This window comes from Ectopseudomonas composti, assembly GCF_900115475.1.
GTDB lineage: Bacteria > Pseudomonadota > Gammaproteobacteria > Pseudomonadales > Pseudomonadaceae > Aquipseudomonas > Aquipseudomonas composti.
On sequence record NZ_FOWP01000002.1, the window covers coordinates 508,430 to 522,312 of the forward strand.

General features: G+C 63.1%; 18 protein-coding genes. 16 read left to right on the forward strand and 2 right to left on the reverse strand.

What is annotated here, in order from left to right:
- The first annotated feature begins 25 nt into the window (after positions 1–25).
- The 6 genes from BM059_RS05900 (at position 26) to BM059_RS05925 (ending at position 4,362) form a co-directional block, all read left to right on the forward strand.
- Positions 26–766: a flagellar motor protein gene (locus tag BM059_RS05900; protein WP_037002846.1), complete on the forward strand. Its 741-nt coding sequence runs from the start codon at positions 26–28 to the stop codon at positions 764–766.
- Between the two features lie 12 nt (positions 767–778).
- The gene (gene motD, locus BM059_RS05905) at positions 779–1,588 is read left to right on the forward strand and encodes a flagellar motor protein MotD (RefSeq protein ID WP_037002845.1); all 810 of its coding nucleotides are present in this window, start codon (positions 779–781) and stop codon (positions 1,586–1,588) included.
- 82 nt (positions 1,589–1,670) lie between these two features.
- Entirely contained in the window at positions 1,671–2,459 is a 789-nt protein-coding gene (locus tag BM059_RS05910; protein WP_037002844.1) for a ParA family protein, read from the forward strand.
- Between the two features lie 86 nt (positions 2,460–2,545).
- Positions 2,546–3,370, forward strand: coding sequence for a CheW domain-containing protein (locus BM059_RS05915; RefSeq protein ID WP_074937365.1), 825 nt, complete (start codon positions 2,546–2,548; stop codon positions 3,368–3,370).
- A 95-nt stretch (positions 3,371–3,465) separates the two neighbouring features.
- Complete coding sequence (locus tag BM059_RS05920; RefSeq protein ID WP_003243242.1) at positions 3,466–3,945, forward strand: chemotaxis protein CheW; 480 nt, start codon at positions 3,466–3,468, stop codon at positions 3,943–3,945.
- A 3-nt stretch (positions 3,946–3,948) separates the two neighbouring features.
- The gene (locus tag BM059_RS05925) at positions 3,949–4,362 is read left to right on the forward strand and encodes a DUF2802 domain-containing protein (RefSeq protein WP_074937367.1); all 414 of its coding nucleotides are present in this window, start codon (positions 3,949–3,951) and stop codon (positions 4,360–4,362) included.
- A gap of 75 nt (positions 4,363–4,437) precedes the next feature.
- On the opposite strand, the gene BM059_RS05930 is transcribed toward BM059_RS05925, so the two are convergent.
- Both BM059_RS05930 and fliK read right to left on the reverse strand, forming a co-directional pair.
- The gene (locus BM059_RS05930) at positions 4,438–4,794 is read right to left on the reverse strand and encodes an EscU/YscU/HrcU family type III secretion system export apparatus switch protein (protein ID WP_074937369.1); all 357 of its coding nucleotides are present in this window, start codon (positions 4,792–4,794) and stop codon (positions 4,438–4,440) included.
- Positions 4,791–6,323, reverse strand: a complete 1,533-nt coding sequence (gene fliK / locus BM059_RS05935) for a flagellar hook-length control protein FliK (protein ID WP_074937370.1) — start codon at positions 6,321–6,323, stop codon at positions 4,791–4,793. Before fliK ends, BM059_RS05930 begins: the two co-directional genes overlap by 4 nt.
- Before the next feature lie 214 nt (positions 6,324–6,537).
- On the opposite strand from fliK, the gene ccmA reads away from it, so the two are divergent.
- The 10 genes from ccmA (at position 6,538) to BM059_RS05985 (ending at position 13,851) form a co-directional block, all read left to right on the forward strand.
- Complete coding sequence (gene ccmA / locus BM059_RS05940) at positions 6,538–7,182, forward strand: cytochrome c biogenesis heme-transporting ATPase CcmA (RefSeq protein ID WP_074937372.1); 645 nt, start codon at positions 6,538–6,540, stop codon at positions 7,180–7,182.
- Complete coding sequence (gene ccmB / locus BM059_RS05945) at positions 7,179–7,850, forward strand: heme exporter protein CcmB (RefSeq protein ID WP_037002833.1); 672 nt, start codon at positions 7,179–7,181, stop codon at positions 7,848–7,850. The genes ccmA and ccmB overlap by 4 nt, the downstream gene beginning before the upstream one ends.
- A 65-nt stretch (positions 7,851–7,915) precedes the next feature.
- Positions 7,916–8,671 carry a heme ABC transporter permease gene (locus tag BM059_RS05950; protein ID WP_037002831.1) on the forward strand — a complete coding sequence of 252 codons (756 nt, stop codon included), beginning with the start codon at positions 7,916–7,918 and terminating at the stop codon, positions 8,669–8,671.
- Positions 8,668–8,844: a heme exporter protein CcmD gene (gene ccmD / locus BM059_RS05955; RefSeq protein WP_037002829.1), complete on the forward strand. Its 177-nt coding sequence runs from the start codon at positions 8,668–8,670 to the stop codon at positions 8,842–8,844. Before BM059_RS05950 ends, ccmD begins: the two co-directional genes overlap by 4 nt.
- A complete protein-coding gene (gene ccmE, locus BM059_RS05960) occupies positions 8,841–9,329 on the forward strand; it encodes a cytochrome c maturation protein CcmE (RefSeq protein ID WP_037002828.1) in 489 nt (162 codons plus the stop codon). Before ccmD ends, ccmE begins: the two co-directional genes overlap by 4 nt.
- Entirely contained in the window at positions 9,326–11,299 is a 1,974-nt protein-coding gene (locus BM059_RS05965; RefSeq protein ID WP_037002827.1) for a heme lyase CcmF/NrfE family subunit, read from the forward strand. The genes ccmE and BM059_RS05965 overlap by 4 nt, the downstream gene beginning before the upstream one ends.
- Positions 11,296–11,835 carry a DsbE family thiol:disulfide interchange protein gene (locus BM059_RS05970; RefSeq protein ID WP_074937374.1) on the forward strand — a complete coding sequence of 180 codons (540 nt, stop codon included), beginning with the start codon at positions 11,296–11,298 and terminating at the stop codon, positions 11,833–11,835. Before BM059_RS05965 ends, BM059_RS05970 begins: the two co-directional genes overlap by 4 nt.
- Complete coding sequence (locus tag BM059_RS05975; RefSeq protein WP_074937378.1) at positions 11,832–12,320, forward strand: cytochrome c-type biogenesis protein; 489 nt, start codon at positions 11,832–11,834, stop codon at positions 12,318–12,320. Before BM059_RS05970 ends, BM059_RS05975 begins: the two co-directional genes overlap by 4 nt.
- Complete coding sequence (gene ccmI / locus BM059_RS05980; RefSeq protein WP_074937379.1) at positions 12,317–13,528, forward strand: c-type cytochrome biogenesis protein CcmI; 1,212 nt, start codon at positions 12,317–12,319, stop codon at positions 13,526–13,528. The genes BM059_RS05975 and ccmI overlap by 4 nt, the downstream gene beginning before the upstream one ends.
- On the forward strand, positions 13,525–13,851 hold the full coding sequence (locus BM059_RS05985; RefSeq protein ID WP_074937382.1) for a hypothetical protein: 327 nt from the start codon (positions 13,525–13,527) through the stop codon (positions 13,849–13,851). Before ccmI ends, BM059_RS05985 begins: the two co-directional genes overlap by 4 nt.
- Positions 13,852–13,883: the final 32 nt, after the last annotated feature.

The following is a 13,883-nucleotide window of genomic DNA, read 5'->3' on the forward strand; positions in this document are numbered from 1 at the left end:
CCAAGGCTAACTCGGGAACCTGCGCATGGATGTACTGAGCCTAATCGGCGTCATCCTGGCGTTCGTTGCCATTTTGGGCGGCAATTATCTGGAAGGGGGCAACGCCGGGGCGTTGCTCAATGGCCCGGCGGCGCTGATCGTCATCGGCGGGACCTTGGGCGCCGCCTTTCTGCAGGCGCCGGTGCAGGTGTTCAAGCGTGCCATGGGCATCATGCGCTGGATTTTCTTCCCGCCGCGCATCGACCTGGTGGGTGGCATCAATCGTGTGGTCGGCTGGAGCATGGTGGCGCGCAAAGAGGGTCTGCTGGGCCTGGAGGCGGTGGCCGATGCCGAGCCGGATCCTTACGCGCGCAAAGGTCTGCAGTTGCTGGTCGACGGTGCCGAGCCGGAATCCATTCGCAGCATTCTCGAGGTCGATCTGTACACCCAGGAGGCGCGCGATATCCAGGCAGCCAAGGTGTTCGAGAGCATGGGTGGTTACGCCCCGACCATCGGCATCATCGGCGCGGTGATGGGCCTGATTCATGTGATGGGCAACCTGGCCGATCCGAGCATGCTCGGTAGCGGTATTGCTGTGGCGTTCGTCGCCACCATCTACGGTGTTGGTTTCGCCAACCTGCTGCTGTTGCCGGCGGGCAACAAGCTCAAGGCCATTGCCCTGCGCCAGTCGCGTTATCGCGAGATGCTCCTCGAAGGCATACTGTCCATCGCCGAGGGTGAAAACCCGCGTTCCATCGAGCTGAAGCTGCAAGGCTTCATGGACTGATGGAGGTATGGCATGGCACGCAGGCGGCATCATGAAGAGCACGAGAATCACGAACGTTGGCTGGTCTCCTACGCCGACTTCATCACCTTGCTGTTTGCCTTCTTCGTGGTGATGTACTCGATCTCCTCGATCAACGAAGGCAAGTACAAGATTCTTTCTGATTCGCTGACCGGTGTGTTCAACCAGCCGGACCGCTCGATCAAGCCGATTCCGGTTGGTGAAGAGCGGCCGCGCACCAGTGAGCCTGACAACACCGCACTCGACGACCCAAGCTCGGATTCGACCCTGCAGAACATTGCCTCCAGCGTGCGCGAGGCGTTCGGCGAATTGATCCAGAGCGAGCAGTTGACCGTGCGCGGCAACGAGATGTGGATCGAGATCGAGCTCAGCTCCAGCTTGCTGTTCCCCAGCGGCGATGCGATTCCGAACAATCAGGCATTCGATATCATCGAAAAGGTCGCCAAGATTCTGGCGCCTTATCAGAATCCAGTTAAGGTCGAGGGATTCACCGACAATCTGCCGATCCAGACCGCCCTGTATCCAACCAACTGGGAGCTGTCTTCGGCGCGTGCGGCGAGCATCGTACGCATGCTGGCCATGGATGGTGTCGACCCTTCACGTCTGGCTGCCGTGGGTTACGGCGAGTTCCAGCCGGTGGCCGACAATGCCACCGCGGAGGGCAGGGGGCGAAACCGCCGGGTCGTGCTGGTGATTTCGCGCAACCTCGACACAAGACGTGGCGCTGGCAGTGCCGCGACTCGGCAGTCGGAGGCTGGCACGCAACCTGCACCAGCGTCTGCGTCGGGGGTTCCACAGTCGTGAGCCGTCAAATCCCAGTCGCCTGCTGCGTGCGTGCGACAGCCATTCTCGGCCTGAGCGCCTCTTGCCGGGAGGATGAGAGAAGATGAAAGTCTGGGCAGTAGCCAATCAGAAAGGTGGTGTCGGCAAGACCACTACCTCCATCGCACTGGCAGGCCTGTTGGCCGATGCCGGCAAGCGGGTGGTCGTGGTCGATCTCGACCCGCATGGGTCGATGACCAGTTATTTCGGTCATGATCCCGATACGCTGGAGCACAGTTGCTTCGATCTGTTCCTGCATCAGGGCAACGTACCGCCGGGCCTGCCCAAGCAGCTGTTGCACGGCACCAGTCACGAGAATATTTCCCTGCTGCCGTCGAGCACCGCATTGGCCACGCTCGAACGCCAGTCGCCAGGGCAGAGCGGCCTGGGTCTGGTGATCGCCAAGAGCCTGGCGCAGCTGTGGGAAGATTTCGATCATGCCATCATCGATAGCCCGCCATTGCTCGGCGTGCTGATGGTCAACGCCCTGGCAGCCAGCCAGCAACTGGTGATTCCAGTGCAGACCGAGTTCCTCGCGGTGAAGGGCCTGGAGCGCATGATTACCACGCTGGCGATGATCAATCGTTCGCGCAAGCAGGCCTTGCCTTACACCATCGTGCCGACGCTGTTCGACCGCCGCACCCAGGCGTCCATGAGCACGCTGCGGGTGCTGCGCAACACTTATCCTGAGCACTTGTGGCCGGCGTACATTCCGGTCGACACGCGCTTGCGTGATGCCAGCCGGGCAGGGCGTACGCCTTCGCAGTTCGATGCCGGTAGCCGTGGCGTGATTGCTTACCGGGCATTGCTCAAACATCTGCTGAGTCATCAGCCGGCGGCGCAGGTGGCTTGAAATGAGCGTCTATGTTGAACTGCGTCACTCAAGTCGGAGCATGCTGCGGCCGATAGGCTGTAAAGATCTTATCCCGGGTTTCAGTCATGAGTCGTAACCTCGCCACTGCCACACGTTCCCAGCTCGCCCTGCAGTCCTACCTCGATGGTCTGCTGCAGGATGCGGCTGCCGAGTTGGAGCTGTCCGTCAGTCTCGACGAATTCGAGGCTGCGGTGCTTGAGGAGCAGGTGCGTGATGCACGATTGGTCGAGCCGGTAGCGCCTGTCGTTGTCCCGGTTGCGCTCGCCACGGTGATCGAACCGCAGGTGCAGGTGGACGTTGCACCTTTGGAGTTGCTGGCGCCGGTGAAGGTCCCGGTAGTCGAGGAAGCGCCGCCAGAGGTCGCCACAGTCGCTGAATTGACACCGCAACCGGCTGCTCTTCTGGCTGATGGCCGTCCGGCATGGGCCGAAGAGCCGTTCGAATGCCTGCTGTTCGATGTCGCCGGGCTGACCCTGGCCGTTCCGCTGATCTGCCTGGGTTCGATCTATCCGCTCGAAGGCCAGGAGCTGACACCGCTGTTCGGTCAGCCGGAGTGGTTCCTCGGTATTCTGCCGAGCCAGGCCGGTAACCTGAAAGTGCTGGATACGGCACGCTGGGTGATGCCGGACCGTTACCGCGAAGACTTCCGCGAAGGCCTGCAGTACGTTATCTCTGTACAAGGCTATGAGTGGGGGCTGGCGGTGCATCAGGTCAGCCGTTCGATTCGCCTCGACCCGAACGAGGTAAAGTGGCGCAGTCAGCGTACTCAACGTCCCTGGCTGGCCGGTACGGTGATCGAACACATGTGTGCCCTGCTGGATGTGGCGGCGCTGGCCGAATTGATTGCCAGCGGTGGCGCTAAACGCCTGAATGGCGGAAAACTGCATTGAGAATTGGTGAGCCTGTGCCAACGGGCTCTATAGTTGATGACAAGCGGGTCGACCCGCGCATGCCGCACTGAGCGGTTTTTGACGAGGCTAGGGACATGAAGAAAAGTTCTGCACAAGGTGCCGAAGATCCGATTCTGCAGTGGGTGACCTTTCGCCTGGACAACGAGACCTACGGCATCAACGTGATGCAGGTACAGGAAGTCCTGCGCTACACCGAGATCGCTCCAGTACCGGGTGCACCGAGCTACGTGCTGGGCATCATCAACCTGCGCGGTAACGTGGTCACCGTCATCGATACCCGCCAGCGCTTCGGCTTGGGTTCGGCGCCGGTTACCGACAACACCCGCATCGTCATCATCGAGGCAGACAAGCAGGTGGTTGGCATCCTGGTCGATAGCGTGGCTGAAGTGGTTTACCTGCGTCAGTCCGAGATCGAGACCGCACCGAACGTCGGTAACGACGAGTCGGCCAAGTTCATCCAGGGCGTATGCAACAAGAACGGCGAGCTGCTTATCCTGGTCGAACTGGACAAGATGATGTCCGAGGAAGAGTGGTCGGAGCTGGAGAGCATCTGAGCCATGTCCGAGTTTGCCATGCTTGCTGCGGCCCTGGCCTTCGTGGCGCTGCTATGCGTGGCACTGGGTATCGTCTGCCATGGCCTGTCTCGCAACCAGCAGCGTTTGCTGGCTGAGCAGGCCAAGCGTGACGCTGTACGCGACGCGCGGATCAAGGAGCTGAACAAGCGCCTTGATGCCTACCTGACCGGCAGCATTCGCATGGGCGAAGAGCTGCACGAGCTGCGTCGCGTGGTGGCACCGCTGCCGGACAAGGTCAGCCAGATCGAGCAGCGTGACCCCAATAGTCTCTCCTTCACCCAGGCCGCCCGCCTGGTCGGTATGGGCGCCAGCGTCGACGATCTCACTCAGTCCTGCGGCCTGAGCACAGCCGAGGCCGAGCTGATCAGCCGGTTGCATCGGCCGAAGACGCAATAGACAAGCTGAACTGTAGGAGCGAGCTCTGCTCGCGAACGCAGGCAAAGCCGGAAGCTTCGCGAGCAGGGCTCGCTCCTACAGGGTATTCCCGCCTGGCCCGCCCAGACGCGGCAGCGGCGGGGTGACGTCGCGCTCGCCTTCCTGAGCCGAGGTGAAGCCTGCAGGTGTTTTAGCCTGGAGATACCAGGCGAAAGCGATGATTTCGGCGATGCAGCGATACAGCGATTCGGGAATCGCATCGCCGAGTTCAAGGCGTGCCAGCAGGCGCACCAGTTCGGCGTTCTCGTAGATCGGTACTTCGTACTCGCGGGCGATAGCAAGGATGGCTTCAGCCAGTTCGTCATCGCCCTTGGCGCTGAGTACAGGTGCGGTCTGCCCGTCGTAGTTGAGGGCGATGGCCTGACGTGCCTCGGACTGCTGCTTGCGGCTCATGCGGTTTCATCCACCCAGCGTTGTTCCAGCGAGGTTTTCGGCCCTTGTGGCGGCATGCCCTGGCTGCAGGCCAGCTCGCCGACTTCCAGGCCGGTGGCTTGCAGGCGCTCACGCAGGTTGCCCAGTTCGGCAGTGATCAGTGATGCGGTGTCGGCACGTTCGGCCCAGAGCTGGCTGGAGAGGCTGCCGCGCAATAATTGGGCACGCACTTGCAGAGGCCCCAGGTGATCGAGGTCGAAGGCCAGGTCGATTCGCCACAGCGTTTCCTTGGTTTCGTTCTTCTCGCCCTTGGCGTTCTGTTCCTCACGCTGCAACTTGATCTGCAGCGGAATCACTTCCTGCTGATGACGCATGGGCAGCTCCAGCTGCCAGGTGGTCAGCAGGTTGCCGTTGGCATCGACCTGGGTCTGCGCCAGGCTCGACAGTTGATGGGTCTGCAACCGTGAAACAGCCGCTGCGGCGAGCTTGAGCAGGGTTTCCAGATCGGCTTCGCCATCCATGTTCTGCAGCAGGCGCGAGGGCAGGGGGAAGGTAAGCGCCTGTTGACGCGCCGACCCGGCTGCGCCCACCCCGAGCAGTTGCCGAGCCAGGTTGGGCAGGTTCTGGCTGAGCGCGCTCTGCAGGCCGGCAAGGGGGGCGGTGCTGCCTGGCAACTGCGGCATCAGTTGGGCGATCAGCCGCAGTAGGTTGGCCTTCAGGTCCTGCGGTAGGGCGCTTGTCTGACCCTGCAACAGCTTGGCTTCGAGCAACACGCCGCTGCCTTCCAGTGCCTGCGCCAGGCCCTTGGCGGTACTGAGTTGGGTGCTGTCGGGCAGGGCTCCGAGTAGTTTTTCGACGCTGCCGCGCAGTGCTTCGTTAGTTCCAGCCAACCCTTGCAGGCCTTTGAACAGCCCTTCCAGCGAGGCCTGGCGGTTCTGTTGTGCGGCCAGTTGCTGGCCCAGTACCAGTTGATCGAGGCGGCCACTGAGCGGCAGAAAGGCCAGGCTCTGGCTGCCTTGCACCTGAGCGCTGAGCAGGCTGCCTAGCGGCAGGTTCAGGGGGCTGTCGATGGCCAGCTTGTTGCTGGCCAGCGGTGTGTTGAGCAGGTTGACCACCAGGCGATAGATCGCCTGGGCATTCTGCGTTGGTATCGGGACGTTGCTGACGACCTTGCCTTGCACCAGCGTGCCGGGTGGCAGTTGCTGCAGGTCGAGTTGCGTCAGGGCCTTGTCGCCACCGGGTTGCAGCAACACGCTCAGGCGCGTGTCGGAGAGGGCGGTCACGGTCAGGGTCGTACCTTGTACCAGTGGCCGTGAACTGTCGGCCTGCACGGTCGCCTGCCGGCCGCCTTCCAGCGTCAGTTTGAGCAGCAATTGGAAGCTTTGCGCCTGTTCGCGCACTGCGATCACTTCGGCCTTGGCGCTTTCGCCGGTGGCCAGCATGCCTTCAAGCGGTTGCAGCAGGCGCACGGCCATATCGGCGGCCGTCGCCGTATTACGGATGACGGGCGCCGAAGGGGGGAGCGGGCGTGGACTGCTGATTTCGCTCATGGGATTTCGTGAGGCTCCGTCCTTTGCTGGTGCACCCGGCAGTCTCGACTGCGGGTGCGCATGACACACCCTACTCGATTCACACCCTGTCGAAAATGCTGACTGCGGGGACAGTGGTACGCCATGTATAATGCCGCCCCGCTGCGCATAGTACTTCCGGCACGCGTCAGTATAGCGGCCGGAGCACCGTCGACTTTAACCCTGCCAGGTATCGATGACCCGTCCCGTTCCCCTTCTAGAAGCCGTGGCGCTCAGCTGTGAGCGGGACTGGCGCATGCTCTTCGAGCAACTGGCCTTTCGTCTCGACGCCGGCGACATGCTGCAGATCAGTGGGCCCAACGGTAGCGGCAAGACCAGTCTGTTGCGGCTGATCGCCGGCCTGCGCCAGCCGACTGCCGGTGACATCCTGTTGCAGGGCAAGGCCTTGTCCGAGCAACGCAGCGAACTGGCGCGCAACCTGCTGTGGATCGGCCATGCCGCTGGTATCAAGGGCCTGCTGACAGCTGAAGAGAACCTGGCCTGGCTCTGCGCATTGCACCGTCCTGCCAGCCGCGAGGCCATCTGGCAGGCGCTGGAGGCGGTCGGCCTGCGCGGTTTCGAGGACGTTCCCTGTCATACCCTGTCGGCCGGTCAGCAGCGCCGTGTGGCCTTGGCACGCTTGTACTTGGCCGATACGCCGTCATTGTGGGTGCTCGATGAACCCTTCACCGCGTTGGACAAGGGCGGTGTGGCGCAGCTCGAAGCGTACCTGGCCAGCCATTGCGAGCGCGGCGGCGTGGTGGTGCTGACCACCCACCACAGCTTGCAGCACAAGCCGGCGACCTACCGCGATCTGGACCTGGGGCAGCACGCCGCATGAGTAACGTCTTCACTCAGCTGCTGTCGCGCGAAATGCGCCTGTTGGCGCGCCGTCCGTCCGACCTGGCCAACCCCCTGGTGTTCTTCGCCATCGTCATCGCCCTGTTTCCGTTGGCGGTAGGGCCGGAGACGCAATTGTTGCAAACCCTTTCCCCCGGCCTGGTCTGGGTGGCGGCGCTTTTGGCCGTGCTGCTCTCGCTGGACGGGCTTTTCCGCAGTGATTTCGAAGATGGCTCACTCGAGCAGTGGGTCCTTTCGTCGCACCCCCTGCCTCTTCTGGTGTTGGCCAAGGTGCTGGCACACTGGTTGTTCAGTGGGCTGGCGCTGGTTCTGCTGGCGCCCTTGCTGGCGCTGATGCTCGGGTTGCCCGGGCGTTGCCTGCCGGTGCTGCTGATTTCCCTGCTGCTCGGCACTCCGGTGCTGAGCCTGCTCGGTGCGGTGGGCGCGGCGCTCACTGTCGGTCTCAAGCGCGGCGGGCTGCTGCTGGCGCTGCTGATTCTGCCGCTGTACATCCCGGTGCTGATTCTTGGCAGCGGGGCGTTGCAGGCGGCCCTGCAAGGACTGCCGGCGACCGGTCATCTGTTATGGCTGGCCAGCCTCACTGCGTTGGCGGTGACCCTGACACCTTTTGCGATTGCCGCTGGTCTGACCATCAGCGTCGGCGAATAACAACGAACCGTGACTGACATCTGAACCGGATAACCGCCGGATCAGGCCTGAATAATGAGTCGAGCATGAACTGGACGTGGTTTCACAAATGGGGTTCCCCAAAGTGGTTCTATGAGATGAGCGGCCGTTGGCTGCCCTGGCTCAGCATCGCTGCCGTGTTGCTGATCGCCGCGGGTCTTGTCTGGGGCCTGGCGTTCGCGCCGCCGGACTACCAGCAGGGCAACAGCTTTCGCATCATCTATATCCACGTTCCTGCCGCCTTTCTCGCTCAGTCCATCTACGTGACGCTCGCCGTCGCCGGCCTGGTCGGCCTGGTATGGAAGATGAAACTGGCCGACGTCGCGCTGCAGCAGGCTGCCCCCATCGGGGCCTGGATGACCGCCATCGCGCTGCTTACCGGGGCAATCTGGGGCAAGCCGACCTGGGGCACCTACTGGGTCTGGGACGCACGCCTGACCTCCATGCTGATCCTGCTGTTCCTCTATTTCGGCGTCATCGCCCTGGGCAACGCCATCAGCAACCGCGACAGCGCTGCCAAGGCCTGCGCCGTGCTGGCCATCGTTGGCGTGGTCAATATTCCAATCATCAAGTACTCGGTGGAGTGGTGGAATTCGCTGCACCAGACCGCCACCTTCAAGATCACCGAAAAGCCGGCCATGCCGGTGGAGATGTGGCTGCCGTTGCTGCTGGCGGTGCTGGGTTTCTACTGTTTCTTCGGCGCCGTGCTGCTCTATCGCATGCGTCTTGAAGTGCTCAAGCGCGAAGCGCGCAGCAGTTGGGTGAAAACCGAAGTGCAAAACCTGGTGGAGGGCAAGGCATGAGCTTTTCCTCGTTCTCCGAGTTCCTCGCCATGGGTACCCATGGCGCCTATGTCTGGAGCGCCTACGGCATCAGCCTGGCGATCCTGGCATTGAATGTGGCGCTGCCGATTCTGGCGCGTCGCCGTTACCTGCAAGACGAGGCGCGCCGTTTGCGCCGGGAGAAGTCGAAGTGAATCCGGTTCGCAAAAAACGTCTGTACATCGTCCTGGCCATCCTCTGCGGCGTCAGCATCGCCCTGGCCCTGGCGCTGACCGCATTGCAGGAGAACATCAACCTGTTCTACACCCCGAGCCAGATCGCCAATGGCGAGGCGCCGGTCGATACGCGCATTCGTGCCGGCGGCCTGGTGGAAGAGGGTTCGTTGAAGCGCTCGGCCGATTCACTGGAAGTGGACTTCGTCGTCACCGATGGTGCGCACGGCGTGACCATCCGCTACAGCGGCATCCTGCCGGATCTGTTCCGTGAGGGGCAGGGCATCGTCGCCCTCGGCCGGGTCAACGAAGAAGGTGTGCTGGTAGCCGACGAGGTGCTGGCCAAACACGACGAGAACTACATGCCGCCTGAAGTCATGCAGGCACTGGAAAAGAGCGGAATGATGCAGCAGCACAATGAGGCCAAAGCCGCCAAACAGGGCTATCAGCAGGAGAGTGCACAATGATCCCCGAGCTCGGCCATCTGGCGATGATCCTGGCGCTGTGCCTGTGCCTGGTGCAGGCGACACTGCCGCTGATCGGTGCCTGGCGTGGTGATCACCAGTGGATGAGCCTGGCGCAGCCGGCTGCCTGGGGGCAGTTCGCCTTCCTGCTGTTCTCCTTCCTGTGCCTGACTTATGCCTTCATGGTCGACGACTTCTCCGTCGCCTACGTAGCCAACAACTCCAACACGGCGTTGCCCTGGTACTACAAATTCAGCGCGGTATGGGGCGCGCACGAAGGGTCCTTGCTGCTGTGGGCACTGATCCTCGCCGGCTGGACCTTCGCCGTGGCGATCTTCTCGCGCCACCTGCCGGAAGAGATGCTCGCCCGCGTACTGGCGGTGATGGGCATGATCAGCATCGGCTTCCTGCTGTTTTTGATCGTTACCTCGAACCCCTTCGAGCGCCTGCTGCCGAACGCGCCTGCTGATGGCCGCGACCTCAATCCGTTGCTACAGGACTTCGGCCTGATCGTGCATCCGCCGATGCTGTATATGGGCTATGTCGGTTTCTCGGTCGCCTTCTCCTTCGCCATCGCCGCATTGCTCGGCGGCAAGCTGGACGCCGCCTGGGCGCGCTGGTCGCGGCCGTGGACTATCGTTGCCTGGGCTTTCCTCGGCATCGGCATCGCTCTGGGCTCATGGTGGGCCTACTACGAGCTGGGCTGGGGCGGCTGGTGGTTCTGGGATCCGGTGGAAAACGCCTCGTTCATGCCCTGGTTGGTGGGTACGGCGTTGATTCACTCGCTGGCTGTGACCGAAAAGCGCGGCGTGTTCAAGAGCTGGACGGTGCTGCTGGCCATCGCCGCGTTCTCCCTGAGCCTGCTGGGGACCTTCCTGGTGCGTTCCGGCGTCCTGACCTCGGTACACGCCTTTGCCACCGACCCCGAGCGCGGCGTGTTCATCCTCGCCTTCCTGCTGGTGGTGGTTGGCGGCTCGCTGGCGCTGTTCGCCGTGCGCGCGCCGGTGGTCAAGAGTCGAGTCGGTTTTGGCTTGTGGTCGCGTGAAACGCTGCTGCTGGTCAACAACATCGTGCTGGTGGTATCGGCCGCGATGATCCTGCTCGGCACCCTCTACCCGCTGGTGCTCGATGCCCTGACCGGCGCCAAGTTGTCGGTTGGCCCGCCTTACTTCAACGCGCTGTTCCTGCCGCTGATGGCGCTGCTGATGGCGGTGATCGCCGTCGGCGTGCTGGTGCGCTGGAAGGACACCCCGCTGAGCTGGCTGGGGCGCATGCTGGCCCCGGTGCTGATCGCCAGCGTGGTGCTGGCGCTGATCGCCACCTTCGTGCATGGCGACTTCCACTGGGCCGTGCTGGCGGTCTGCTTGCTGGCCTTCTGGGTGGTGCTGGCCGGTGCGCGCGACATCCTCGACAAGACGCGTCACAAGGGCCTGATCAAGGGGCTGCCGAGCCTGACCCGCAGCTACTGGGGCATGCAGATGGCGCACCTGGGCTTTGCCGTGTGCGCGCTGGGTGTGGTGCTCACCAGCCTGGGCAGCTACGAGCGCGACCTGCGCATGGCGCCGGGTGAATCGGTAGAGCTGGCTGGCTATCGCTTCCAGTTCGACGGTGCCGTACATCACGAAGGCCCCAACTTCATCTCCGACAAGGGCACGGTGCGTGTCTTCGACGGCGAGCGGCAGATCAAGGTGCTGCACCCGGAGAAACGCCTGTACACCGTGCAACAGTCGACCATGACTGAGGCAGGCATCGATGCCGGCTTTACCCGCGACCTGTTCGTCGCCCTGGGCGAGCCGCTGGAGCAGGGCGCCTGGGCGGTGCGTATTCACATCAAACCCTTCGTACGCTGGATCTGGCTCGGCGGTCTGCTGATGGCCTTCGGCGGCTTCCTCGCCGCGGCCGACAAGCGCTACCGGATCAAGGTCAGAACCCGTGTGCGTGATGCTCTGGGCTTGCAGGAGGCCAACGCATGAGACGTTTGCTGCTGCTGTTGCCGTTGCTGGCCTTTCTCAGCATCGCGGTATTTCTCTACCGCGGCCTGTTTCTCGATCCGTCCGAGCTACCCTCGGCGCTGATCGGCAAGCCGTTCCCGGCCTTCAGCCTGCCGGCGCTGGACAACCCTGAGCGCACCCTGACCCAGGATGACCTCAAGGGCAAACCTGCTCTGGTCAACGTCTGGGCCACCTGGTGCCCGGCCTGCCGTCACGAGCACCCGGTGCTGAACAAGCTGGCCGAAGCCAGTGTGGTGATCCACGGCATCAATTACAAGGACCAGCGCGAGCCGGCGCAGAAGTGGCTGCGTGACTTGCACAATCCTTACCAGCTCAATATCGAGGATGCCAAGGGCAGCCTCGGTCTCGACCTGGGCGTGTACGGTGCGCCGGAAACCTTCTTCATCGACGCCAAGGGCATCATCCGCCACAAGTACGTCGGTGCCATCGACGAGCGTATCTGGCGTGAGCAACTGGCGCCGGTCTATCAGCAACTGGTCGACGAGGCCCAGCCATGAAGCGCCTGCTGATTTCCGCTGGCCTGGCGCTCGGCCTGCTGGCCAGCGCGCACGCTGCTATCGACACCTTCGAGTTCGCCAACGAGGCCGAACGCCAGCGTTATCGCAACCTGGTCGAAGAGCTGCGTTGCCCGAAGTGCCAGAACCAGAACATCGCCGACTCCGACGCGCCGATTGCCATGGACCTGCGCAACGAAATCTACCGCATGCTCGAAGAGGGCAAGAGCAATGACGAAATCATCGATTTCCTGGTCTCGCGCTACGGTGATTTCGTGCTCTACAAACCGCCGCTGACCAGCCGCACGCTGCTGCTCTGGTATGGCCCTGCCGGCCTGCTGGTACTGGGCTTCGGCGTGCTCGGAGTGATCGTTCTGCGCCGCCGTGGCGAGCAGAAGAATCGCTCGGCCGCTGGCCTCTCCCTTGATGAGCAGGCGCGTCTCGCCGCGCTGCTCGACCAAGCCTCTCAGGACAAGAAAGACCGATGATTGATTTCTGGTTGCCCGCCGGGCTGTTGTTGCTGACCGCCCTGGCGTTTCTGCTGATTCCGGTGCTGCGCATTCGCAAGCTGCAGGCCGAAGAAGACCGCACAGCACTCAACGTCACCCTCTATCAGGAGCGTCTGCAGGAGCTGGAAGTCCAGCGCCAGGCCTGCGTGCTCGATGATGCGCAGCTGCAGGCCGGTCGCGCCGAGGCCGCGCGCGAGCTGCTCGACGACACCGAAGGCGTGCAGCGCCGCAGCAGCGTGCTGGGCGGCAAGATCCCGCTGATCTCGGCGTTGCTGGTACCGGTGCTGGGCGTGGCCCTGTACCTGCACTGGGGCGCCATCGATCAGGTCGAGCAGACCCGGCAGATGGCCGCTGCGCAGCCGCAAAGCATCGAGGAGATGACCGCGCGCCTGGAGCAAACGGTCAAGCAGCAGCCGGACTCCGCTGAAGCCTGGTACTTCCTCGGCCGTACCTACATGGCCCAGGAGCGCGCCAGCGATGCCACCAAGGCATTCGAGCGCGCCGTTGAGATTGCCGGGCGTGCGCCGGAGCTGCTCGGCCAGTGGGCGCAGGCGCTGTACTTCGCCGAAGGCAAACAGTGGAACGAGCAACTACAGGCCCTCACCGATGAGGCACTGAAGGCAGACCCGCAGGAGGTCACCAGCCTTGGCCTGCTCGGCATCGCGGCCTATGAAAGTCAGCGCTATGCTGATGCGGTGCGTTACTGGGAGCGCCTGGTCGCTGTATTGCCGGAGCAGGACCCGTCCCGTGCAGCCATCGTTGGCGGCATCGAACGCGCCCGCCAGCAGATGGGCGAGGGCGAGCAGTCCAGTGCGGCCACTGCGCCGAGTGCCAAGGTGCATGCGCTGGAGGTCAACGTGTCGCTGTCGCCGGAGGTACAGAAGAACGTGCAGCCGGACGATGCCGTATTCGTCTTCGCCCGCGCGCTCAGCGGCCCGCCGATGCCCTTGGCAGTCAAACGGTTGAAGGTCTCCGACCTGCCGGTGCAAGTCAGCCTTTCCGATGTGGATGCGATGATGCCCGAACTGAAGATTTCCCGATTCGATCAGGTACAGCTGGTGGCCCGCGTTTCCCGCGCTGGCAATGCCACCCAGGGTGAATGGACCGGCAAGACCGGCCCGGTTGCCAATACCGCTCGTGACGTGCAGGCGCTGCTGATCGACAGCCGCGATGGGCAGGCCCAGTGAAGCGCCTGGCGCTGGCCTGTGCACTCGGGCTTGGCCTGAGTGGCTGCGTCTTGCAGCAGCCGAGCGCACCGGTCGGCGATCTGCCACCGGTGCAACAGCCATCGCATCCGCGCTATGCGCCGCCGCCTGGGGTGAAAAGCCATTGGAACCCGGCGCTGGGCGTCTACGTGGTCGAAGGTACGCGGGATCTCTACTACCGTGAGCGCGTGTTCTACCGCTGGGACGGTGGCTGGAGCTGGTCGTCGCAAGCCGGCGGGCCGTGGAAGGAAACCGATAGCTCGGGCATTCCGCCCGGGTTGTTTCGCCAGTACCAGAACCACTGATCGCGTAGGGCGGGTGAAACCCGCCACCTCCA